We start from the raw sequence: 19049 nt of genomic DNA on the forward strand, positions 1-19049 counted from the left end.
GAGTAAACGCTATATCTTTTACCTTAATGCCAAGACCCAACCTTGGCATTTAAACCTAACAACAATGGGTGCGGCTAGGCGGCAGAAGATTAGGTGACCAAAGTAATGCAATTCTGCCATTAAACACGATTTAGTGTTGTATAGCACCAGGCGCTTACACAAAAACCTACAATGCACAATTTGCCGCAAGCGGCGCTTGCGGCATGTGCAGAACTATGAGCCGAATTCTGACAAAAGCCTATCAGGCCACGATTGTAGAAAGGGCTTACGCAGTTGAATGATTTTTGGGGCGCTTAGTGCCCCAAAAATCATTCAATCCCCTAATTTTTCGGATGAAGTGCGTAAGTCTTAGTAGAAATGAAAGCCCGATAAGCGCTGCCAACAGTCGGTTTTACTGGTGGTTCCAACCAAGGGCGATCGCCCCTTATCACCCCTCAGCAAGGTTGGCTATTCATCCAGCCGCAGCAGCCGACGATAAAACGATTGGGTAAAGTCAGTCGTCCGGGTCGCTTTGAAATTGAAAATCACATCAATTAAAAAGTCAACGAACTCAAAGTTTGACAGCATCATTTCGTAGCTCAGTTCTGCGTTACCGTCAAACTGCATGCGGCAGCGTGTGAGATCGGCAGGAAGGGATGAAATATTCCAGGTGGCGACAAATGGAATACTTTCACCGCCTTCAATTTTGCGAGATCCTTCCAAGCTTCCTCGCTGATAGAGCGTAATTGCTAGTGGCAAGGCATTGCGCTTTCGCCCTTGATAGTAAGGTGCGTAAACGTTGACATCACGAGGATTTGCGGGTTGCAAGGTCTCAATAGCCATGCTCAAATTTATCCTGAAGGCGGGTTTGCGAATGGGAGCGATCGAGGCATGCGTTCACAGGAACCGCAAAGATTCAGCCTGTAGACAGGCCCTCTTTGCTTGTAAGCTGAGGTACCTGGGCTAGGGGCTCACGGGTGAGCCTTTGCTCAATCGCTGACACAATTTAGTATTCCCATTTAAGTCAACTTTACTAGCAATTTCTAGAGGAACTAAGCGAGCCTTTTATCGATGGCAATGGATTTTCAAGGGCTTCGAGTTGTGGTGATCGGCGGCGGTGCGGCTGGTTTTTTTTCAGCGATCGCTTGTGCCGAGGCCAATCCTCACGCCCAGGTTACGTTGCTCGAAGCCAGCCGTACTTCGCTGAGCAAGGTGAGCATTTCGGGTGGGGGGCGGTGCAATGTGACCCATGCCTGCTTCGAGCCTGCTGCCCTGGTTGCCAACTACCCCCGAGGGGGCAAGGCCCTGAGGGGTGCGTTTACTCGATTTCAGCCACGCGACACCATCGCCTGGTTTACCAAACGCGGCGTTCGGCTGAAGACCGAGGCCGATGGGCGCATGTTCCCCACAACAGACGACTCTGAAACCATTGTGCAGTGTTTGCTACAGTCGGCTCGCAATGCGGGGGTGGCGTTGCGGGTGGGCAGTCCGGTTTCGTCCGTTATCCGCAAACCCCATGGGTTTCAAGTGACCCTCAAGTCGGGTGAGGGGCTCGTGTGCGATCGCCTATTGTTGGCCACGGGTAGCAGTGCTGTGGGGTTTCGGCTAGCCGTTGAGTTGGGGCATACCATTGCCGAGCCCGTCCCCTCGCTGTTTACCTTCACCATTCCCGACCCTGCACTGCGAGACCTGGCCGGCGTTGCCGTGGATGCCGCCCAGGTACGCCTGATAGCCCCCAATGCCAAGCCATTAGAGCAAACGGGGCCATTGCTGATCACCCATTGGGGGCTGAGCGGGCCAGCCGTCCTCAAGCTATCGGCATGGGGCGCGCGAAGCCTGCATGATTGCCGATACCAGGCAACCCTTCACATCAATTGGATGCCCTATCAAACGACAGATGCGGTGCGAGCCGCATTGCTCAGCTCCAAAGAAATTTACCCGAAGCGAGCGATCGCCAACTCAGACCCATTTGGGCTTCCGCGTCGACTCTGGCTGTACTTGATTGAGCGAGCCAACATTCCCGCAGACTTGCGCTTGGCAGAGCTATCCAAAACTCATTTGCACCACCTTGTGCAAGAGTTAACTCGAGGCGAATATGCGATCGCGGGCAAAGGCGCATTTAAAGAAGAATTTGTCACCTGTGGTGGCGTCGCCCTCAAAGAAGTCGATTTCAAAACCATGGAAAGCCGACAATGCCCCGGCCTCTACCTTGCTGGAGAAATTTTGGATATCGACGGAGTCACTGGTGGCTTTAACTTTCAAAATGCGTGGACCACCGGCTGGCTCGCGGGCAAAGCTATGGCAGTTCCGCTGGCCACTCCAAACCCGCTTTAGCCACTCTTCAGCCGCTTTAGGATTACCGCCGTTCTAGAAGGCGGTAATCCAGGCTGCAATGCTTTAAGCATGGGTGCACTCTAGGCTGCGCTTTCTTTAGGCTGCCAAATCTTGCAGAGCCGCTGCAAACCGTTGGGTATCAAAACTGCGGGGATCGCGTCGAGAGCCCGATCGGTCTACCGCTCGGTGGGTTGTGATGCGGTCTTGGGGAACACCTGTGCGTGCAATCAACCAGGCCAACGACTGGTACTGAACCGTTGTGTACCCACTATGGCGAGACTGATTGCCGCGCCCATCGGTTGGAGATTCTAGAGAAATGTGGTAGGCAAAATTATTGACCGATGGCGGAAATAAGGGGTTAGTTGTCACCGTTTCAATACCATTGGGCCCATCAAATACAGAGTTGCCTGCACCAAATGCGCGACGCTCTGGCGGCACAATATACACCACGGTGCCGTTGCGCCGAATCAATGCGTGATAGCTGCGCTGATCGGCATCGCGGGGATGAGGAGTCCGAAAATAGTTGAGGGCACTATTCGCAGACGAAACGGTTTCGTGAATCACAACAATCGGGGCTTGGTAGGTTGGCATCCCAAACGCATCGGTGATAAAGCGATCGCCAAAGTTGGTTGGGTCAGCAGGAGCATATTCTTCCGCGGGGGTATAGGAACCACGACCAGGGCTCAAGGTCATAAAGGGCTGATTGGCAGCAGAAGGCTGCGATCGCGGAGGCGAAACCGGACGCCGAAAGACTGGAATTTGCCGACTCACCTGCGAAAGTTGCGCATTGGCAGCAGGCTGGTTCAGCAGTCCCGAACCCACACTCCCGACCACAATCACCGCAACCAACGTCATCGTTGCAATTAGGAGCGATCGCACAAACGCCCACACTTGATACCTCATAAACCTCCTTTTCAACCTTTATCCCCAACGGTATAGCGCATAAATTCTAGGCAATTTCACTAACCATCTATGGGCGAACTTCATACTTCACCGGATGGCCCAAAATCCCGCACACACAGGGTTAACTAGCATAAAGCTAGCATTCCAAACTCTATCCAGATGCTCATCTGTCGATTTTTTGCCCACTATCCGGTTCAATCAGAACCCATAACCGATTAGACTGTTAGGTTGAACGGTTTTTTAAGAACAGCAACCCAGATGGCAGAAACCCTTCTGTATAACGCACTGCGCGAAGCCATTGACGAAGAAATGGCCCATGATTCCAGCGTATTCGTGCTAGGCGAAGACGTTGGGCATTACGGTGGCTCCTACAAAGTCACAAAAGACCTCTACAAGAAATACGGCGACCTGCGGGTACTCGACACTCCGATTGCCGAAAATGCCTTCACTGGCCTTGCAGTTGGCGCTGCGATGACCGGGCTCCGTCCCATCATTGAAGGAATGAACATGGGTTTTTTGCTGTTGGCATTTAACCAAATCGCCAACAACGCTGGGATGCTGCGTTATACCTCGGGCGGCAACTTCAAAATTCCCATGGTGATTCGTGGGCCGGGCGGCGTGGGGCGACAACTGGGTGCCGAGCACTCGCAGCGCTTAGAAGCCTATTTCCAGGGCGTCCCAGGGCTCAAAATGGTAGCGTGTTCCACCCCTTACAACGCCAAGGGTCTGCTCAAGTCTGCCATCCGAGATGAAAACCCTGTGTTGTTCTTCGAGCATGTGCTGCTCTACAATCTCAAGCAAGACCTGCCTGACACAGAATACTGGCTGTCGCTTGACAAAGCCGAACTGGTGCGTGAAGGTAGCGATGTCACCATCTTGACCTACTCTCGGATGCGGCACCACGTGATGCAGGCCGTCAAAACGTTAGAAAAAGAAGGCTACGATCCCGAAGTGATTGACCTGATTTCGCTCAAGCCATTAGATTTCGAAACCATTGGAGCATCCATCAAAAAGACGCACCGCGTCATTGTTGTGGAAGAGTGTATGCGATCGGGCGGGATTGGTGCTGAGCTGACCGCATCAATTAACGATCGCCTATTTGATGAACTTGATGCACCTGTGATTCGTTTGGCGTCTCAAGATATTCCAACCCCGTATAACGGTACGTTAGAGAATTTAACGATCGTGCAACCTCCCCAAATCGTTGAGGCGGTGAAGAAGATCACCAGCAACCAGATCTAGCCGGACTTGTTGTAGCACAGTCTTCATCTCACCTACGGCTTGACTCCCTGCCCAAGCATGGTTTAAAAGCCAGGGCATCCATCAGCCCACCCAATCTCACTTAATTTTTGAAAGCCTTGGAACCATTCAGTTCCAAGGCTTTTTCAGTTTCAAATGTCGCTCAGTCATTAGCGATCATTCAGTCATTAGCGATCATTAGATTGGCTAGGGTCAGTTTGGTGGGGGTGGCGGCAGATTAGGTCAACCGCGTGGCATAAACGGCAGCCCCAATCAACCCCACTCTGGGGTTCAGCACAACGTGCACAGGAATATTTTTCATTAACGGGCTAACCCGACCTTTCTGCAAAAACGATCGCAAAAAGGTGCCTTCTTGCAGCAGTTTCAAGTTTTTGGTGGCGATACCGCCTGCAATGTAGAGCCCCCCATAGGGCAATAGTTTGAGTGCCAAATTGCCCGCTTCAGCTCCGTAGGCATCGACAAACAGCTTCATCGTTTCTTGGCTCAAGAAGTCTGTTTCGTTGTGGGCGGCTTGAGAAATTTCGGCGGCCAAGTCAACGGTTTTATTCTCCTGTCCAATTTCGCTTTGCCACATGCGGTAAATGTCGGCCATGCGGGGGGATTCATCGGCAGCATGGCGATCGCGCAAAAATTGGTAGATTGCCACGATTCCCATGCCTGAGACCACCCGTTCCACCGAGATACGGTCAATATTGTAGCGATCGCGCAGATATTTCAACAGCTGAAATTCCACCTCCGAGCGCGGGGCAAAATCGGCATGGCCCCCTTCACTGGCATAGGTCCGGTAACCCTGTTCATGGGGAATCAAAAATCCCTGCCCTAACCCAGTTCCAGCGCCAATAATGGCCACCGGGGCATCGGCTTGGGGTTCTCCATCCTGTAGGGTATAGATGTCATCTGGCTCTAGCCCCAACACCCCATAGCCCACCGCAGCAAAATCGTTGATCAGGCTGACCTTGGGAATTTGCAGCATTTGGCCCAAGTCGTTCGCATGCAGCGACCACCCCAAATTGGTCAACTCCGACGTATTGTTCACCACCGGGCCAGCAATCCCAAAGCAAGCTTTCTCGGGCTCGTGGGACGTGTCTAGGGTCGCCTTGGCCTCGGTCATAAACCGATGCACCATCGGCACCAAGTTGCTAAATTCTCGGCTGGCATAGGTTTGCTCGTACAGCGGAGTCAAGCGCGGAAATTGATTGCTTTTGGTTTTGAGTTCGGCTTGCACCAAGCGCAAAATCGTCTTGGTACCGCCAATATCTCCAGCAAGTAAGGTTGTCATTAGTGTGGGTTGGGGGTGAATCGCCAGCAGTGGAAAATGTGGTGTATTGAACCAAACACAGGTGCAGAATTAGGCATTTGCTCGCCAACCTGCGTACCACCTTCACTATTATTCATCCTTCCTGTCATTCCAGAAATGCTGCAAGGGCTGATTTTTCTAGGGCATTATCGATGAATCATCAGTCTAGTTCTGATTCCTTCATGATTCCTTTTGGCTGATTTTTAGGCAATTCCGGGCGAAATCTGCCTTAGTGAGCATTCCACACGCTGCCTGGGTGCATTCCTTGAGGATGGTCATGTCCGCAACCAATGATCCCACCCCATGTTCGATAAGGTGCCGTGCATGCGATGCGATCACAACCTTAATGTCGTTGATGGAACCTCGTTTCAGCGGCATACTTTTGGATAGAGTCGTTGGTGTTGGATCAGATTTATAACAGACCAAAGAAACTTCCTCGAGTTAGGTTTGGCGCATCACCTGCTGGTCTCTGCGTTTTTTTTCTGTGCCCATGATGGAACCTTTTACTCGTGACGAGTCGGCCGATATAGCACCGCTACAAGAGCCGGTTCACTCTTATCCGGTGCTGTGCCCATGGGAAATGGGTGAGGCGGTTGCCGATCTACAGGAGCTTCTATGCGCTCACGGGTACGAAGTGCGGGTTGATCAAGATTTTGGCTGGAAGACTGAGGCAGCCGTGCGGGCTTTTCAGGCTGACAGCGGATTACGCATTGATGGTGTGGTTGGCTCCCAAACTTGGTATGTGCTGACCAAAATGGTGAAACCTGGGGCGCGATCGCTGCGGTTGGGGCATCGCGGCATGGATGTATACGAACTCCAGGGTTTGCTTCAGGTGATGGGATTTAACCTGCGGCGCTCGGGGTATTTTGACCCAGCTACCGAGGAAGCTGTAAAGCAGTTTCAGCGATCGCACCATCTGCGCGATGACGGCATTGTCCATCCCATTACCTGGACGCTGCTCCGCGCCGGACAGCCGATTGATCCCCCTTCGGCCCCTCGCCGCAAATGGTTTAAGTCCATACCGCGCCGCTCGCGCTAGCCCGGTTCGCTTTCGGCAGTTCGCTTCGGCAGTTCGTTTCAGCAGCTCGTTGAGACAGATCGTATTGTGAATTATCTCCAGCAGAGCATCCTCAACCGTAGGCAATTACGTTATTTTGTTAGGCGTACGCGACAAATTCCTGTTTAGCCATTCCTTAGGACAGGGGCACGTTGTGTCAAGTTTTGAGGGATTTTTGGGGATGGCTGCTGGACGATCCCTGCGCTCCATCACCACACTGCGTAAGTCCTATCTGTTTTAAGGAGTTGAAGATGCTGTCTCTCATGTGGCGCAAAACTCTACCAGCCTTCGCGCTATCGCTCTTGTTCTTCACGGCTGCGGGCTGCGCCGATTCGGAACCATCTTCCTACGATCAGGTTAAAGAAGAAACAAGCCAGCGGGGTTCGTCGGCCGTTTCGGACGATGCCCAACGCGGTGGCGAGTTCAATCAGTTTTTTCCAACCGATGGCGATGGGTACAACGTTGTTTTCACTCAAGAGAAACAAGGCTTTGCCCAAGCCAAGCTAGAGCGCCAGGGCCAAGAAATTGCCACCCTGTCTATTAATGACACCGTGAGTGTACCGGAATCGACCGATCGCTATACCAACAGCAGTGAGTCGCTGGCTGGGTATCCGGTGGCTGATATTGGCCGCAACCAAACGGGAATGCTAGTGGGCGATCGCTACCAGGTTAAAGTGGTGACGAAAGACTCATCCTTTACGCCTCAAGATCGGCGGGCTTGGCTGCAACGGTTTGATTTGGATGGGTTATCGAAGCTGCAATAGGTGGCAATGCATTCTTGGGACAGTCCTTGCTTGCGATGGAGGGCAACAACGGGCGATCGCCTTAGGCTAGAGACGAGATCTGAGGGAGCAGCAAGCCATGCAGTTACAGCACCTTCATCCGTGGAATCTGGAGCCCCAAGCTGCGATCGCGCTACAAAAGCAGCTATGTCATCACATCATTACAACTGATGATGTTGGCGATGTTCGCTATGTCGCTGGGATCGACGTGGGATTTGAAGACCAGGGTGCAACGACACGAGCGGCTGTAGCGGTGCTTCGCTTTCCTGAGCTCACGCTGCACGAATGGGCGATCGCTCGTCGTCCCACCGAGTTTCCCTACATTCCAGGGTTGCTGTCCTTTCGGGAGGTGCCCACCGTGCTGCAAGCTCTGGAGCAACTTCAGGTCACGCCTGATTTACTGCTGTGCGATGGCCAGGGCACGGCTCATCCCAGGCGATTTGGTATTGCTTGCCATGTAGGCTTACTCACCAATTTGCCCGCCGTGGGGGTTGGCAAGTCGCTCTTGGTGGGCAAACATGCCGCAGTTCCAGAAAGCAAAGGAGAATGGGTTCCCCTCATTCACCATAACGCAACGATTGGAGCCGTTTTGCGCACGCGTCAGGGCACCAAACCACTCTATATTTCACCAGGACACCGCATCAGCCTGGAAACGGCGATCGCCTTTGTCCTGCGCTGCACTACCAAATATCGCCTTCCAGAAACGACCCGCCACGCTCACAAGCTGGCCTCTGGGCCAGCCCCCGATCAGCCATCCGTTCCGTCGGCAGCAACCGAGACTCAGCTCTCACTCATATCCCCCGACCAGATTTAGCATCAGTTCGGGATAAGCTGAAGTGCCCATTTTTGCGTGCCCGATGCGCCTACCAAAATGAGGAAATGGGGATGACCGAAACTCGGGTAATTGAACGATTCACCCCAGCATTGGATCGACAAAATCGTATCTGGAGATACGGTTTTGCCCGATTTCAGCCATTCGTTGTGGAACTGATACCGTGCGATCGCACTCCCGTTGCTCAAATGGGTGCGCGATATGAGATAGTACCTATTTGATTGAAGATGATTGAAGTGGCAAGCAATACATGACCACAGAACGCACTGCCGTACATTAAACGTAAGTAAAACGCGTGCGAAGCTGAAGCTGTCTGTGATGGATTGTCGGTTTCAATCGATAGCAACTAGAGCGTGCCAATTGGGGAGTAGAAGAATATGGCGGCGATCGCGTCCATTCATGCCAGAGAAATTTTAGATTCTCGTGGGAATCCGACTGTTGAAGTGGATGTTGCCTTGGCAGACGGCAGCAAGGGTCGGGCGGCCGTGCCGTCGGGTGCCTCAACCGGGAGCCGTGAAGCCCTAGAGCTGCGAGATGGAGATGCCAGCCGCTACGGTGGCAAGGGTGTATTAAAAGCGGTGGAAAATGTGAAAGGGGCGATCGCCACAGCCCTGGTTGGCATGGATGCCACCGATCAAACCGCCGTTGACAACAAAATGTTGGAGCTAGATGGCACCGAGTACAAAAAGACCCTGGGAGCCAACGCGATTCTAGGCGTCTCCATGGCGGTTGCTCGGGCAGCGGCTGTTTCCAAAGGTGTGTCGCTTTACCGATACTTGGGTGGGGCCGATGCCAATCTGCTGCCAGTTCCCTGCTTCAACATCCTCAATGGCGGCATGCACGCCGACAACAGCGTGGACTTTCAGGAATTTATGATCGCGCCTGTTGGAGCCCCCAGCTTCCGCGACTCGCTGCAAATGGGCGCCGAAGTCTACCACGCGCTCAAGTCCATCCTAAAAGGGAAAGGCTACAGCACGGGTGTAGGCGATGAGGGCGGCTTTGCCCCCGACCTCAAGGCCAACATTGAAGCCATAGAGCTAATTTTGACTGGTATTGAAAAGGCTGGGCTGAAACCCGGTGATGATGTGATGCTGGCACTCGACCCTGCCGTGAGCGAGCTGTATCAAGAAGATGGTAGCTATTTGTTCTTCAAGTCCGACAACAGCCGCAAATCCGCAGCCGACATGATCGACCTGTGGGATAGCTGGGTCAGCCAATTCCCCATTTTCTCGATTGAAGATGGCTTGGGCGAAAAGGATTGGGATGGCTGGAAGCAGCTCACGCAACGGTTGGGCAGTCGCATTCAACTGGTGGGTGACGATGCCTTTGTGACCAATCCCAAAATCATCAAACAAGCGATCGCCGATGGGGTCGGCAACAGCACCCTGGTCAAAGTCAACCAAATTGGCTCCATTACAGAAACCTTGAATGCGATCGCCGACTCACGCAATGCTGGCTACACCTACATGGTGAGCCACCGCTCTGGCGAAACCCCCGACGATTTCATCGCTGACCTATCCGTGGCTACCGCATCGGGGCAAATCAAAACAGGCGCACCCTGCCGTGGCGAACGCCTCTCCAAGTACAACCAGCTCCTCCGTATTGAAGAAGAGCTGGGCAGTGCAGCCCGCTACGCTGGCAAAACCATCGTTAAGTAGTCTATTCGTCTCAAGCTAACGGCTCCCTACCCAACCCAGCAGGATGTCTGACTTGGCCCTCCTTGGCTCCATTCAGGCATCCTGTTGCCGCTTTACCCTCCAAGACTTGAGCACTTAGCCCCTCCTGCATGAAGCATTGCGCAGTGGAGCCGCACAACGATTCATGCTTTAAAAAGCCATCCATACAGGAAGTCGATTGAACACAATCGTGTGGGTTCTGTGAGAGGTGCTGACAGCAGACCGTGAAACAGGCCCAACCACATCGACCCTAGGCCACGTTTTCAAAAGATTATGTAGCACGACGAAAGAGACACGATATAACCAGATTACGAACCAAAAGGCAGAACCCAATCAAATCGTATTCAGAGTTTTTCAGATCAGGATTTAATACAGGGATGTGAGTTCTGGTGCTGTTTTAAATGGGGAATGGGTGTTGTAGGGCAAGAGCCAACGCTCTACTCCACCACCACGACCCACAATGTGAAACATGGCTGTGAATTCCACGGGTGAAATCATTGGGAGGCGCGATCGTTGAGACCGGCTAGTATGGGCTTCGCACAGTGGATAGGGCTAGTCGCGCTAGTGCTATCTCTGCTGATTTTGTGGGAAATTCGGCAGCTGCTTTTGTTGCTGTTTGTCGCTGTCATTTTTGCTACCGCCGTCAATCGCTTGGCCAAGCGACTCCAGCGCAGTGGTGTGAAACGGGGCTTTGCAATTTTGCTCTCAATTGGCGGCACCTTCGCCTTTGTTATTCTTTCAACAGCAATTATTGTTCCGCCCTTTTTATCTCAGTTGCAACAGCTCACTCAACTCGTTCCCGAAGGGTTTCGCCAGTTGGAGCTATGGCTCAATGGAGTCACCCGCAACTTGCCAGGCGGGGCCTCTCAGTATATTCCAACGGTGGACAGCCTTATTGAGCAGCTACAGCCGCTAGCTTCTACCCTAGTCAATAACTTTTTCCGCCTGTTTTCAGGCTTTTTCAACATTACGCTGAGTACGCTGTTTATTGTCGTACTCACCATTATGTTTGCGCTCGATCCCACGACCTATCGACAGGGCATGGTTCGGCTCATGCCTTCGTTTTATCGTCGGCGGGTGGATGAAATCTTGACCCTGTGCGAAGCCGATTTAGTCGGTTGGATCATTGGCACACTCATCAACATGGCCGTTATTGGGATTACCAGCGGCATTATTTTGGCGGTTTTGGGAGTGCGGCTTGCGTTTGCAAATGCGCTGCTGTCTGGCCTATTAGAAGCAGTTCCCAATGTAGGCCCCATTCTCAGCACTATTGCCCCTACGGCGATCGCCCTACTCGATGCGCCATGGAAAGCAGGTGCCGTGATCATTGCCTACTTCCTCATGCAGCAGTTAGAGCAATACTTACTGGTTCCGATCGTGATGGGACATCAGGTCTCTCTCCCTCCTGCATTCACCCTTCTGGCTCAGTTGGCCTTTGCATCCTTTTTTGGTTTTTTGGGTCTCTTATTAGCCATTCCTCTCCTCATCATTGTTCGCATTATTTTGCGAGAAGTGTTGATTAAGGACGTGATGGATCGCTGGAACTTGGCGACCTATCCTGCTTCGCAAGCAGAGGTCGCCGAAGCCCCCGTTGAGTCCACTACCACCGATCCAACAACGGATGCGGTTGTGTATACAGCCGCTGCAGACCATCCTGAAGAACCCAAAAAGCCCGCTAGTAGCGGAGAAACCAAGCCCCGATAAAGCTGCTACACCCCGGTAAAGCAGCTATACATCGTGATTTTCGTAAGCGGCTACAATCCGCTGCACTAGCGGATGGCGGACCACATCCGCTTTCGTTAACTGGCAGATGGCAATACCTTCCACCTTCTGCAAGATTTTCAGCGCAATCCCCAAGCCTGATTCCTGGTGAGAGGGTAAGTCAGTTTGGGTGACATCTCCGGTCACAACCATGCGCGAACGAAACCCCAGACGCGTGAGCGCCATCTTCATTTGAGCAGGGGTCGTGTTTTGAGCTTCATCTAAAATGACGAAGGCATGGCTGAGGGTTCGTCCGCGCATATAAGCCAGAGGAGCAACTTCGATAATGCCGCGCTCCATTAAGCTAGAAATTTTTTCTGGCTCTACCAGTTCGTAGAGTGCATCATAAAGCGGCCGCAGGTAGGGATCAATTTTCTGCTGCAAGTCCCCTGGCAAAAATCCTAAACGCTCTCCTGCTTCTACAGCTGGACGCGTCAAAATCAGGCGTTCGTACTCTCCAGCAAGTAAAGCCTGCACGGCTAACACCGCAGCAAGATAGGTTTTCCCGGTACCGGCGGGGCCAATACAGAAGGTGAGATCGTGATCTCGAATTGCTTGAATATATTGTCTTTGTCGAAATGTTTTGGCACGAACATCTTCGCCTCGACGAGTTCGGGCTAAAACATCTCGCTGCAGCCCTTGAAGCTCATCTTCACGACGCGTATCTAGCGCATGGCGAGCTGTGAGAACGTCAACGCTGGTGATTGTTTTGCCTTGGCTCCAGTATGGCTCAAGCGATCGCACTAATTTGGAGACTTGCTGAACCTGTGATTCCGTCCCAGAAACCATCAGGTCTTGCCCCCGAAGCACCAATCCTGCTCCAGTTAAGCGAGCAATTTGCTTTAAATTTTCTTCTTGAGTGCCAGCAAGAGCGATCGCACTCTCGGCGCTGGGCAACGAAATCGTAAACGCCTGTCCCATACGGGGTCACACTGAGTGAGTTTAGCGGCGAGATGGATTGGGACGAGGAGGCGATCGCCGAGGCTCGGATCGCCGCTCTGAGCGATGGCCACCACCCTGATCGGCATCGCGTCCACCAGACGGTGCCCCATACACATCCAAATGCACAGAACATTGATGGAGTTGAGCGATCGCCTGCAATACCGTTCTCACGGCCTGAATATTGCGGCCACCACGACCAAACACTCGGCCCTTATCTTCGCCTTCAAAGGCAATCCGCAAAATAACGCGAGATGAGCGTGGCAAAACTTCGCAATCAATCTTCAACGAATCTGGTGACTCCAAAAATGGAGTCACCAAATATCTAACCAGCTTTTCAAAATCTGGCAGGTTGTTGGTCAAAGGCTGTATTTCAGTGGCTGCTGAGTCGGACACTGCTCACCTAGGCTTTTAGCTGCTCGTATACATTCGCTTTTTCAAAAATGCGACGCACCGTATCGGTTGGCTGTGCGCCTTGCTTCAGACGACGCACAATGGCATCGGTGTCAAGGCGAACCTCATCCGTCCGGGGATTGTAATAACCTAGCTCTTCGAGGGGGCGAGCATCGCGACGAGTCGTGCTGTGAATCGCGATGATGCGGTAGCTTGCCTCAAATTTCTTTCCGTAACGCTTCAAACGCAGCTTAACCATGCCTGAATTAATTGCTCCTTAAATCAATAACTAGCGCCCTGCTGTTCGCCTGTGCACTGTTGCGCCCGAAGGTGAATCATAACACAAAACTGTAAGCTCATGCTTGAGCAACCTGCGATCGCATACCCCTATTCTTGCCTTGGGGAGTAAGCCTACTCAAGAAGATTGCACTGAAAGCAATTGAGAGTCTTGCAAACGCTTCACCCACGCCTCCAAATGCTCGCGATTGGCTTGCCGCTCAGCGGGCGAGTTGGTATCTGGCGCATAGGGCATCAGCCCCAAAACAGCGGCAGTTGTCACACAAAACATCGATTTTTGAAAACTCAAGCAAATTTTGACGCGTAGGTCGTCTTCGCCCCGTAGGCCCCGAGCATACAGCGCATGCAAATAGTCAGGAATGTAATGGGTCATATCTTGCATCAGCAGGGTGGGAGGAATTCCTGCCCCACCAATTGGCAATGGATCTGCAAAAAGGGCTCCATAGTTAAACTTAGCCTGATCGGACGAAATTTGCTGAGCTTGGGCGTTGTAAGAAACTGTGCCAAAGAAGGGAAACGAGCGCAAAAACACCGCTTCGACATAGGGTACAGCCGTATCCATCAAAAACGTTAGCCCCGCCGATTGGGGGATAATGTCAAACGTTTTGCCGTGAATTTCAACCGCATAGGTAATCGGCATGGCGGCAGCATTCACCAAGCCAGTCTTTACGTGATCAACGACATCGGCGATCGCTCGAATTTCACCGCGATCATATCGGTCGGACAAGTCAAGAAACATCTTGCTCATCACTCGCCAAAACTGGCCCAAGCCGCTGTAATAAGCTAACTGGCGAATTTGTTCGAGTAAGAAGCCAGGGAAAAGAGCATTTACTCCCTGCATTAGCAGGTTGCCCTTCAGCTTTGCTCGAATAGCAGCCGTGGCCAACTCAGAAAACTGCGGAGTATCCAGGTAAGTGTCTAGACCACCACCACCATGCCAAAACATGGCTTTCATACAGTACTCAGCAAACTCATAGTTAATGCGATCATGCCACCAATGTTTGAACAAGCGCTGAAGCGTAACTTCTCCATTCAAATACTTAAAGAACGGAAACAGAACCAGAAACTGGTTTTCTGAAATATAGATGAGGTTTTGCCAGTAGGCATCAAGAACCACCCCATAGCTTTTGAGGACGCCAACCACTTCAATCAGGTTGTCAGCAGATTCAGGAAGCAGCGCACCACCTGCTTCTAGGCGATCAACCAGGCTGGCGATCGCAGCCGCTTTGGGTTGTGAGGAAATAAGAGTTGCCATGTTACCGCTTGGATAGAGTGCTAGAAGGGGCAAAAGTCAGCGACGTCGCAACCGTATCAAATTCTGGATTAGAGGAGGTTGTAGGCATCGCCAAAGCTGGAGCCTGAGATCGCAGTGTCTGCACAACCGTCACGTCAGCAGCCACAGCAGGAGCCAACGCCAAGGTTGTTTGCTCCGTCCAACGAGTCAACCAGTTGGGCTGAATTCCCAAAAAGATCACCAGCAACACGACGATAATTGCCGGAATTCGGTCTTTCCAATAAATTGCAGGCAAATTCGCCAAGGCTTCCGGCAAGCGACCAAAGAAGGCACGATTGATCAAGTTCACGAAATAGACGGCCGTTAATGCTGTTCCAATCATGCATAGCAGGGTTTCTACCGGAAAGACAGGCAGGCTGCTGCGATAGACGATGAACTCGGCAATAAAGCCAACCATTCCCGGAATCCCGGCGCTGGCCATCGCTCCAACCACCATCAGGCTGCCGATAAGAGGCAACCCTCTCTCTGGATTCAGGAGTCCTCGCAAAACCTCAACATCTCGAGTGCCCGTCTTGGAATAAACAACCCCCACCAGAAGGAACAGCAATGCCGAAATCAAGCCATGGCTGACCATTTGAGCTACAGTGCCCACCAAACTGAGTGGGGTTGCCACGGCAGCAGCCAAAATGATGTAACCCATATGCCCGATCGAGCTATAGGCCACGATCTTTTTCATATCGGTTTGGGCGATCGCCACAAATGAGCCATAAAGCACATTCACCACAGCGAGTACAGCCAAAGCTGGCGCTAGCACATGCCATGCCTCGGGGAACAAACCCAGTCCAAATCGGAGTAACCCATACGTTCCCAGCTTTAGCAACACGCCTGCCAGCAGGACTGATGTTGGTGTCGGAGCCTCAACGTGAGCATCGGGCAACCAGGTGTGTAATGGAAAGATAGGAACCTTAATGCCAAAACCAATCAGCAACGTGACCAACAGCGTTAGCTGAGCCCCCATCGGCAACGCCTGCCCTTGCAACAGCTCATAGTCAAAGCTAAAGATGCCACTCAGCAGCGCTAAACCAAAAAACGCCGCCAGAATTAAAGCCCCTGAAATGGCAGTATAAATCAAGAACTTTGTGGCTGCGTATCCACGTCTAGCGCCACCCCAAATCGCAATCATCAGGTATAGCGGAATGAGCTCCACTTCGTAGAACAAAAAGAAGAGGAGTAAATTCTGCGCTAAGAAAGCCCCTGCAACCCCCGATGCCAGCACCATCATCAGTGCGTAGTAAAGGCGAGGACGAGTTACATTGACATCGCTACAGTAAACCGCTATCCAAATCAGCAGGCTATTCATCGCAACGAGCGGCAACGATAGCCCGTCAACACCGACCTGATAAGACATCCCCAATGAGTCGATCCACGCTAGCGATTCTCGAAATTGCAACCCGGGTAAGGCTGGATCAAACTGAGCCATGATATAGCCCGTCCAGCCCAAAACCACAGCTGCAATAACCAACGCAACCTGGCGACTGCGAACAGGGGTCATGACAGAACCAGGCAGGCAGCTAATCAGCAGTGCACCAAGCAATGGCAACCAAATCAGAACACTCAGCATCTTGCATCCAGTAACTTACAGCAGGCAGGTTCGGCAGAAAAAGGCAACTAGCAGCCGACGCTAGAACAACCAACCCAAAGAAGCGATTCCTAAAACAACACCAACCAAAAGGGTGAGCAAATAGTGGCGAGACTGTCCAGAAATCGTATATTTCAAACTCTCTCCGCTAAAGATGGACACAACACCCATCAGGTTCACCATGCCATCGACGATGTATCGATCGAACCATGCAGCCAAGCGAGAGCCTTGATGAACCGCAAACACAACCGTAATCCGGTAGAGCTGATCCGTTCTAAAGTCTTGTGCCAAGATGTCTTGCAAAGGTTTCCAGCCAATACCGACTGGATGGGTGAGATTGGGATTAAGGTAGACGAAACTTCCCAATCCAAGACCCAAAAGCGTCGAGGCGATGACGAGCAGTGAGGGCAAGCTGGTGATGGAAGCAAACGCTGGCAGCAGTCCCCATTGCCACAGCATGACTGGAACCAGCAGATTCGTAATCGTCAGCGAGACCATGGGTAAAGCTAATGGCCATGGTGACTCAGGAGCACGACGAGTCTTGGCTTTTGGATTTCCGGCAAACACAAGCCCGAAGACGCGAGTCAGGTTAAATGCCGTTAGCCCATTGACCAGAAGAAGGATGATCAACAAACCAGCCGAGCCAACAGACACCTGATCAGCCCACTGCTGCATAGCCCAAAAGCTACCGAATGGAACAAGGCCGATTGTGGAAATTCCCCCAACAACAAACGCAGTGGTTGTGGCAGGCATGCGAGACGAAAGGCCGCCCAACTCAGTTAAATCTTGAGTACTCGTGGTCAGAATGACGGAGCCAATGCTCATAAACAGCAAGGCTTTGCCGATCGCATGCACAAAGAGAAACAGCAAGGCAACCTCGTCTTGCTGCATCCCAACGGCTAGAAATACAAGGCCAAGATAAGCGCTTGTGGAATGGGAAAGGGCTCGCTTCAAGTCAACTTGAGCGATCGCCACTAGAGATGCTCCAATGGCCGTGATGGCTCCAATTGCCATGAGCGTTGTCAACGTAATCGGCGACAGCGACAGAATCGGCTGCATGCGAATCAAAAAATAAGCGCCACAAGCCACCACAACCGAGTTGCGCAAAATTGAAGCTGGGTTCGGCCCTTCCATGGCCTCATCAAGCCACAAATTTAGTGGGAACTGGGCGCACTTACCAATTGGGCCAGCAATTAACGCTAAGCCCAGCAGTGCTGCCGTGAGCGGAGCGATGTCTGCGGTTTTTGACCAAGCGGTTAATTCCGCAAAGTCGAGGGTACCTGCGATCGCCGATACGCCAACCACCCCCATCAGCAAAAAAAGATCGCCCACCCGCTTCGTCAAGAACGCATCGCGGGCTGCAGTAACGACCAGAGGCTGCGCATACCAAAACCCCACCAGCAAATAAGTTGATAGGGTCAGCATTTCGAGCAGCGCATAGCTAAAGAACATCGAGTCGCTCAAAGCCAAACCGCTCATTGCACCCTCAAAAAAGCCCATCAAGGCGTAGAAGCGCGCCAAAGCCCAATCTTTCTCTAGATAGCCCAAAGCAAAAACTTGCGCCAGCAAACTAAGACCCGTAACCAGTACGGCTGCACCCAAGCTCACCCGCGAGAGCTCCATCGACAGGTACAGGTTGAGATCCATCACGTTCAACCACGGGACATCAATGTGCTGGGATGGGAGCTGCCACAAATCCACAAGCAGCACCACGCTATGCAGCAAAGCGACAACCGTCATAAAAATATTGAAGTAAGCCGCTGGACGAGGCCCTGTTCGGCGAACCAACCCAACCGACCACGGCAATGTAAGTATGGCCCCTAACAGCCCGTACGCGGGGACCCACCAGCTCGTTTCAACAAGAAACTGAGTCATCAGCGCTTCGTCCTTCCCAATCGAACGACATAAAAAACCAAAGAACGCTTGCAGAACGCTCCTACCTCGGCACCGAAAGCTGCGTGATCGAAACCAGAGTCTGCAAGAAAACTCGCTTCACCCAACTACGATGAACTCCGAGACAGTTGCCCAAATGCGATCGCCAACCTACACGGCCTGCGACCGAAAACCAGAATGTTTACAAACCCCTTTCTGACTAGAATATAGCACCTTGAAGCTCACATTTTTTAACCAAAGGACATACTTATTGGCACCTGTAATACAAAATGAAAGAACATATATGCTAGGCCAAGACAGATTTTATTTCTTCGGCAAAAGCTAAGTTTTATGGCTCAGGAAAAAGCTTTCTTCATAGCCTGAAAACAATCTTTATATTTTTTGACAAAAGCACTGATTGAAGTGACAAATACCAGGTTTGGATCTAAGGCGAAATTTCAAATCATCTTTGCATACCGAGTAGTGTTGAAATGCTTGCATCTTTTGCAGAAACAATTTCAATTCCTCTGTTGCACATAGATGGAAGTAGTAGACAAACGGGATAGCAATTAGCAGAGCCTAACCGTTTTAATGCCCCAGCGAATCGTTTTTGTAGAGAGCCGAAACCCGAAACATTGTATTTCCCCAAACGTCCATCTAGCCGAAAGACAAATTTACAAACGTTTTTTTACAGAGGCAAAGAATTGGCAAAGCTTCGAAGCGATTGAGCTGCACAGATGAATACTCAGCAAACCGCTGTTGGTTCACACTCGCTAGCGATCGCCAACAACCGA

16 protein-coding genes are annotated in these 19049 nt (G+C 51.8%); 7 read left to right on the plus strand and 9 right to left on the minus strand.

The window, feature by feature from the left end; genetic code table 11:
• Positions 1-447: 447 nt before the first annotated feature.
• Positions 448-822 carry a type IV pilus biogenesis protein EbsA gene (ebsA, locus tag ACQ4M4_RS22675; RefSeq protein WP_430686747.1) on the minus strand — a complete coding sequence of 125 codons (375 nt, stop codon included), beginning with the start codon at positions 820-822 and terminating at the stop codon, positions 448-450.
• Between the two features lie 228 nt (positions 823-1050).
• Here ebsA and ACQ4M4_RS22680 point away from each other — a divergent pair, with 228 nt between their 5' ends.
• Positions 1051-2313 (plus strand): NAD(P)/FAD-dependent oxidoreductase, encoded by a 1263-nt coding sequence (locus ACQ4M4_RS22680; RefSeq protein WP_430686748.1) that lies wholly within the window; start codon positions 1051-1053, stop codon positions 2311-2313.
• Positions 2314-2409: 96 nt separating this feature from the next.
• On the opposite strand, the gene ACQ4M4_RS22685 is transcribed toward ACQ4M4_RS22680, so the two are convergent.
• Positions 2410-3216 carry a peptidoglycan recognition protein family protein gene (locus ACQ4M4_RS22685; protein ID WP_430686749.1) on the minus strand — a complete coding sequence of 269 codons (807 nt, stop codon included), beginning with the start codon at positions 3214-3216 and terminating at the stop codon, positions 2410-2412.
• Positions 3217-3474: 258 nt separating this feature from the next.
• Between ACQ4M4_RS22685 and ACQ4M4_RS22690 the strand changes: the two genes are divergently transcribed.
• Positions 3475-4458: an alpha-ketoacid dehydrogenase subunit beta gene (locus ACQ4M4_RS22690; RefSeq protein WP_430686750.1), complete on the plus strand. Its 984-nt coding sequence runs from the start codon at positions 3475-3477 to the stop codon at positions 4456-4458.
• 235 nt (positions 4459-4693) lie between these two features.
• On the opposite strand, the gene ACQ4M4_RS22695 is transcribed toward ACQ4M4_RS22690, so the two are convergent.
• Positions 4694-5755, minus strand: coding sequence for a glucokinase (locus tag ACQ4M4_RS22695; protein ID WP_430686751.1), 1062 nt, complete (start codon positions 5753-5755; stop codon positions 4694-4696).
• Between the two features lie 508 nt (positions 5756-6263).
• Here ACQ4M4_RS22695 and ACQ4M4_RS22700 point away from each other — a divergent pair.
• The 5 genes from ACQ4M4_RS22700 to ACQ4M4_RS22720 all read left to right on the plus strand — a co-directional run bounded on the left by ACQ4M4_RS22700 (position 6264) and on the right by ACQ4M4_RS22720 (position 11824).
• The gene (locus ACQ4M4_RS22700; protein WP_430686752.1) at positions 6264-6812 is read left to right on the plus strand and encodes a peptidoglycan-binding domain-containing protein; all 549 of its coding nucleotides are present in this window, start codon (positions 6264-6266) and stop codon (positions 6810-6812) included.
• Between the two features lie 269 nt (positions 6813-7081).
• Complete coding sequence (locus tag ACQ4M4_RS22705) at positions 7082-7594, plus strand: hypothetical protein (protein ID WP_430686753.1); 513 nt, start codon at positions 7082-7084, stop codon at positions 7592-7594.
• Positions 7595-7691: 97 nt separating this feature from the next.
• A complete protein-coding gene (gene nfi, locus ACQ4M4_RS22710; protein WP_430686754.1) occupies positions 7692-8426 on the plus strand; it encodes a deoxyribonuclease V in 735 nt (244 codons plus the stop codon).
• 395 nt (positions 8427-8821) lie between these two features.
• The gene (gene eno / locus ACQ4M4_RS22715) at positions 8822-10102 is read left to right on the plus strand and encodes a phosphopyruvate hydratase (protein ID WP_430686755.1); all 1281 of its coding nucleotides are present in this window, start codon (positions 8822-8824) and stop codon (positions 10100-10102) included.
• Between the two features lie 546 nt (positions 10103-10648).
• Positions 10649-11824, plus strand: coding sequence for an AI-2E family transporter (locus ACQ4M4_RS22720; RefSeq protein WP_430686756.1), 1176 nt, complete (start codon positions 10649-10651; stop codon positions 11822-11824).
• Positions 11825-11848: 24 nt separating this feature from the next.
• On the opposite strand, the gene ACQ4M4_RS22725 is transcribed toward ACQ4M4_RS22720, so the two are convergent.
• The 6 genes from ACQ4M4_RS22725 to ACQ4M4_RS22750 form a co-directional block, all read right to left on the minus strand.
• Positions 11849-12802 (minus strand): PhoH family protein, encoded by a 954-nt coding sequence (locus ACQ4M4_RS22725; RefSeq protein WP_430686757.1) that lies wholly within the window; start codon positions 12800-12802, stop codon positions 11849-11851.
• A 21-nt stretch (positions 12803-12823) separates the two neighbouring features.
• On the minus strand, positions 12824-13216 hold the full coding sequence (locus ACQ4M4_RS22730; RefSeq protein ID WP_430686758.1) for a KH domain-containing protein: 393 nt from the start codon (positions 13214-13216) through the stop codon (positions 12824-12826).
• 7 nt (positions 13217-13223) lie between these two features.
• Entirely contained in the window at positions 13224-13472 is a 249-nt protein-coding gene (gene rpsP, locus ACQ4M4_RS22735) for a 30S ribosomal protein S16 (RefSeq protein WP_430686759.1), read from the minus strand.
• 156 nt (positions 13473-13628) lie between these two features.
• Positions 13629-14765 carry a CO2 hydration protein gene (locus ACQ4M4_RS22740; protein WP_430686760.1) on the minus strand — a complete coding sequence of 379 codons (1137 nt, stop codon included), beginning with the start codon at positions 14763-14765 and terminating at the stop codon, positions 13629-13631.
• A 1-nt stretch (position 14766) separates the two neighbouring features.
• Complete coding sequence (locus ACQ4M4_RS22745) at positions 14767-16365, minus strand: NADH-quinone oxidoreductase subunit M (RefSeq protein ID WP_430686761.1); 1599 nt, start codon at positions 16363-16365, stop codon at positions 14767-14769.
• Between the two features lie 60 nt (positions 16366-16425).
• A complete protein-coding gene (locus tag ACQ4M4_RS22750) occupies positions 16426-18258 on the minus strand; it encodes an NAD(P)H-quinone oxidoreductase subunit F (protein ID WP_430686762.1) in 1833 nt (610 codons plus the stop codon).
• Between the last annotated feature and the right edge of the window lie 791 nt (positions 18259-19049).

Source organism: Leptolyngbya sp. AN02str (assembly GCF_050565595.1).
GTDB lineage: Bacteria > Cyanobacteriota > Cyanobacteriia > Elainellales > Elainellaceae > Kaiparowitsia.

What these genes read in the sequence shown, in the direction of transcription:
- ebsA (WP_430686747.1), bottom strand. Translation starts at nt 822, where the DNA reads ATGGCTATTGAGACCTTGCAACCCGCAAATCCTCGTGATGTCAACGTT.
- ACQ4M4_RS22680 (WP_430686748.1), top strand. Translation starts at nt 1,051, where the DNA reads ATGGCAATGGATTTTCAAGGGCTTCGAGTTGTGGTGATCGGCGGCGGT.
- ACQ4M4_RS22685 (WP_430686749.1), bottom strand. Translation starts at nt 3,216, where the DNA reads ATGAGGTATCAAGTGTGGGCGTTTGTGCGATCGCTCCTAATTGCAACG.
- ACQ4M4_RS22690 (WP_430686750.1), top strand. Translation starts at nt 3,475, where the DNA reads ATGGCAGAAACCCTTCTGTATAACGCACTGCGCGAAGCCATTGACGAA.
- ACQ4M4_RS22695 (WP_430686751.1), bottom strand. Translation starts at nt 5,755, where the DNA reads ATGACAACCTTACTTGCTGGAGATATTGGCGGTACCAAGACGATTTTG.
- ACQ4M4_RS22700 (WP_430686752.1), top strand. Translation starts at nt 6,264, where the DNA reads ATGATGGAACCTTTTACTCGTGACGAGTCGGCCGATATAGCACCGCTA.
- ACQ4M4_RS22705 (WP_430686753.1), top strand. Translation starts at nt 7,082, where the DNA reads ATGCTGTCTCTCATGTGGCGCAAAACTCTACCAGCCTTCGCGCTATCG.
- nfi (WP_430686754.1), top strand. Translation starts at nt 7,692, where the DNA reads ATGCAGTTACAGCACCTTCATCCGTGGAATCTGGAGCCCCAAGCTGCG.
- eno (WP_430686755.1), top strand. Translation starts at nt 8,822, where the DNA reads ATGGCGGCGATCGCGTCCATTCATGCCAGAGAAATTTTAGATTCTCGT.
- ACQ4M4_RS22720 (WP_430686756.1), top strand. Translation starts at nt 10,649, where the DNA reads ATGGGCTTCGCACAGTGGATAGGGCTAGTCGCGCTAGTGCTATCTCTG.
- ACQ4M4_RS22725 (WP_430686757.1), bottom strand. Translation starts at nt 12,802, where the DNA reads ATGGGACAGGCGTTTACGATTTCGTTGCCCAGCGCCGAGAGTGCGATC.
- rpsP (WP_430686759.1), bottom strand. Translation starts at nt 13,472, where the DNA reads ATGGTTAAGCTGCGTTTGAAGCGTTACGGAAAGAAATTTGAGGCAAGC.
- ACQ4M4_RS22740 (WP_430686760.1), bottom strand. Translation starts at nt 14,765, where the DNA reads ATGGCAACTCTTATTTCCTCACAACCCAAAGCGGCTGCGATCGCCAGC.
- ACQ4M4_RS22745 (WP_430686761.1), bottom strand. Translation starts at nt 16,365, where the DNA reads ATGCTGAGTGTTCTGATTTGGTTGCCATTGCTTGGTGCACTGCTGATT.
- ACQ4M4_RS22750 (WP_430686762.1), bottom strand. Translation starts at nt 18,258, where the DNA reads ATGACTCAGTTTCTTGTTGAAACGAGCTGGTGGGTCCCCGCGTACGGG.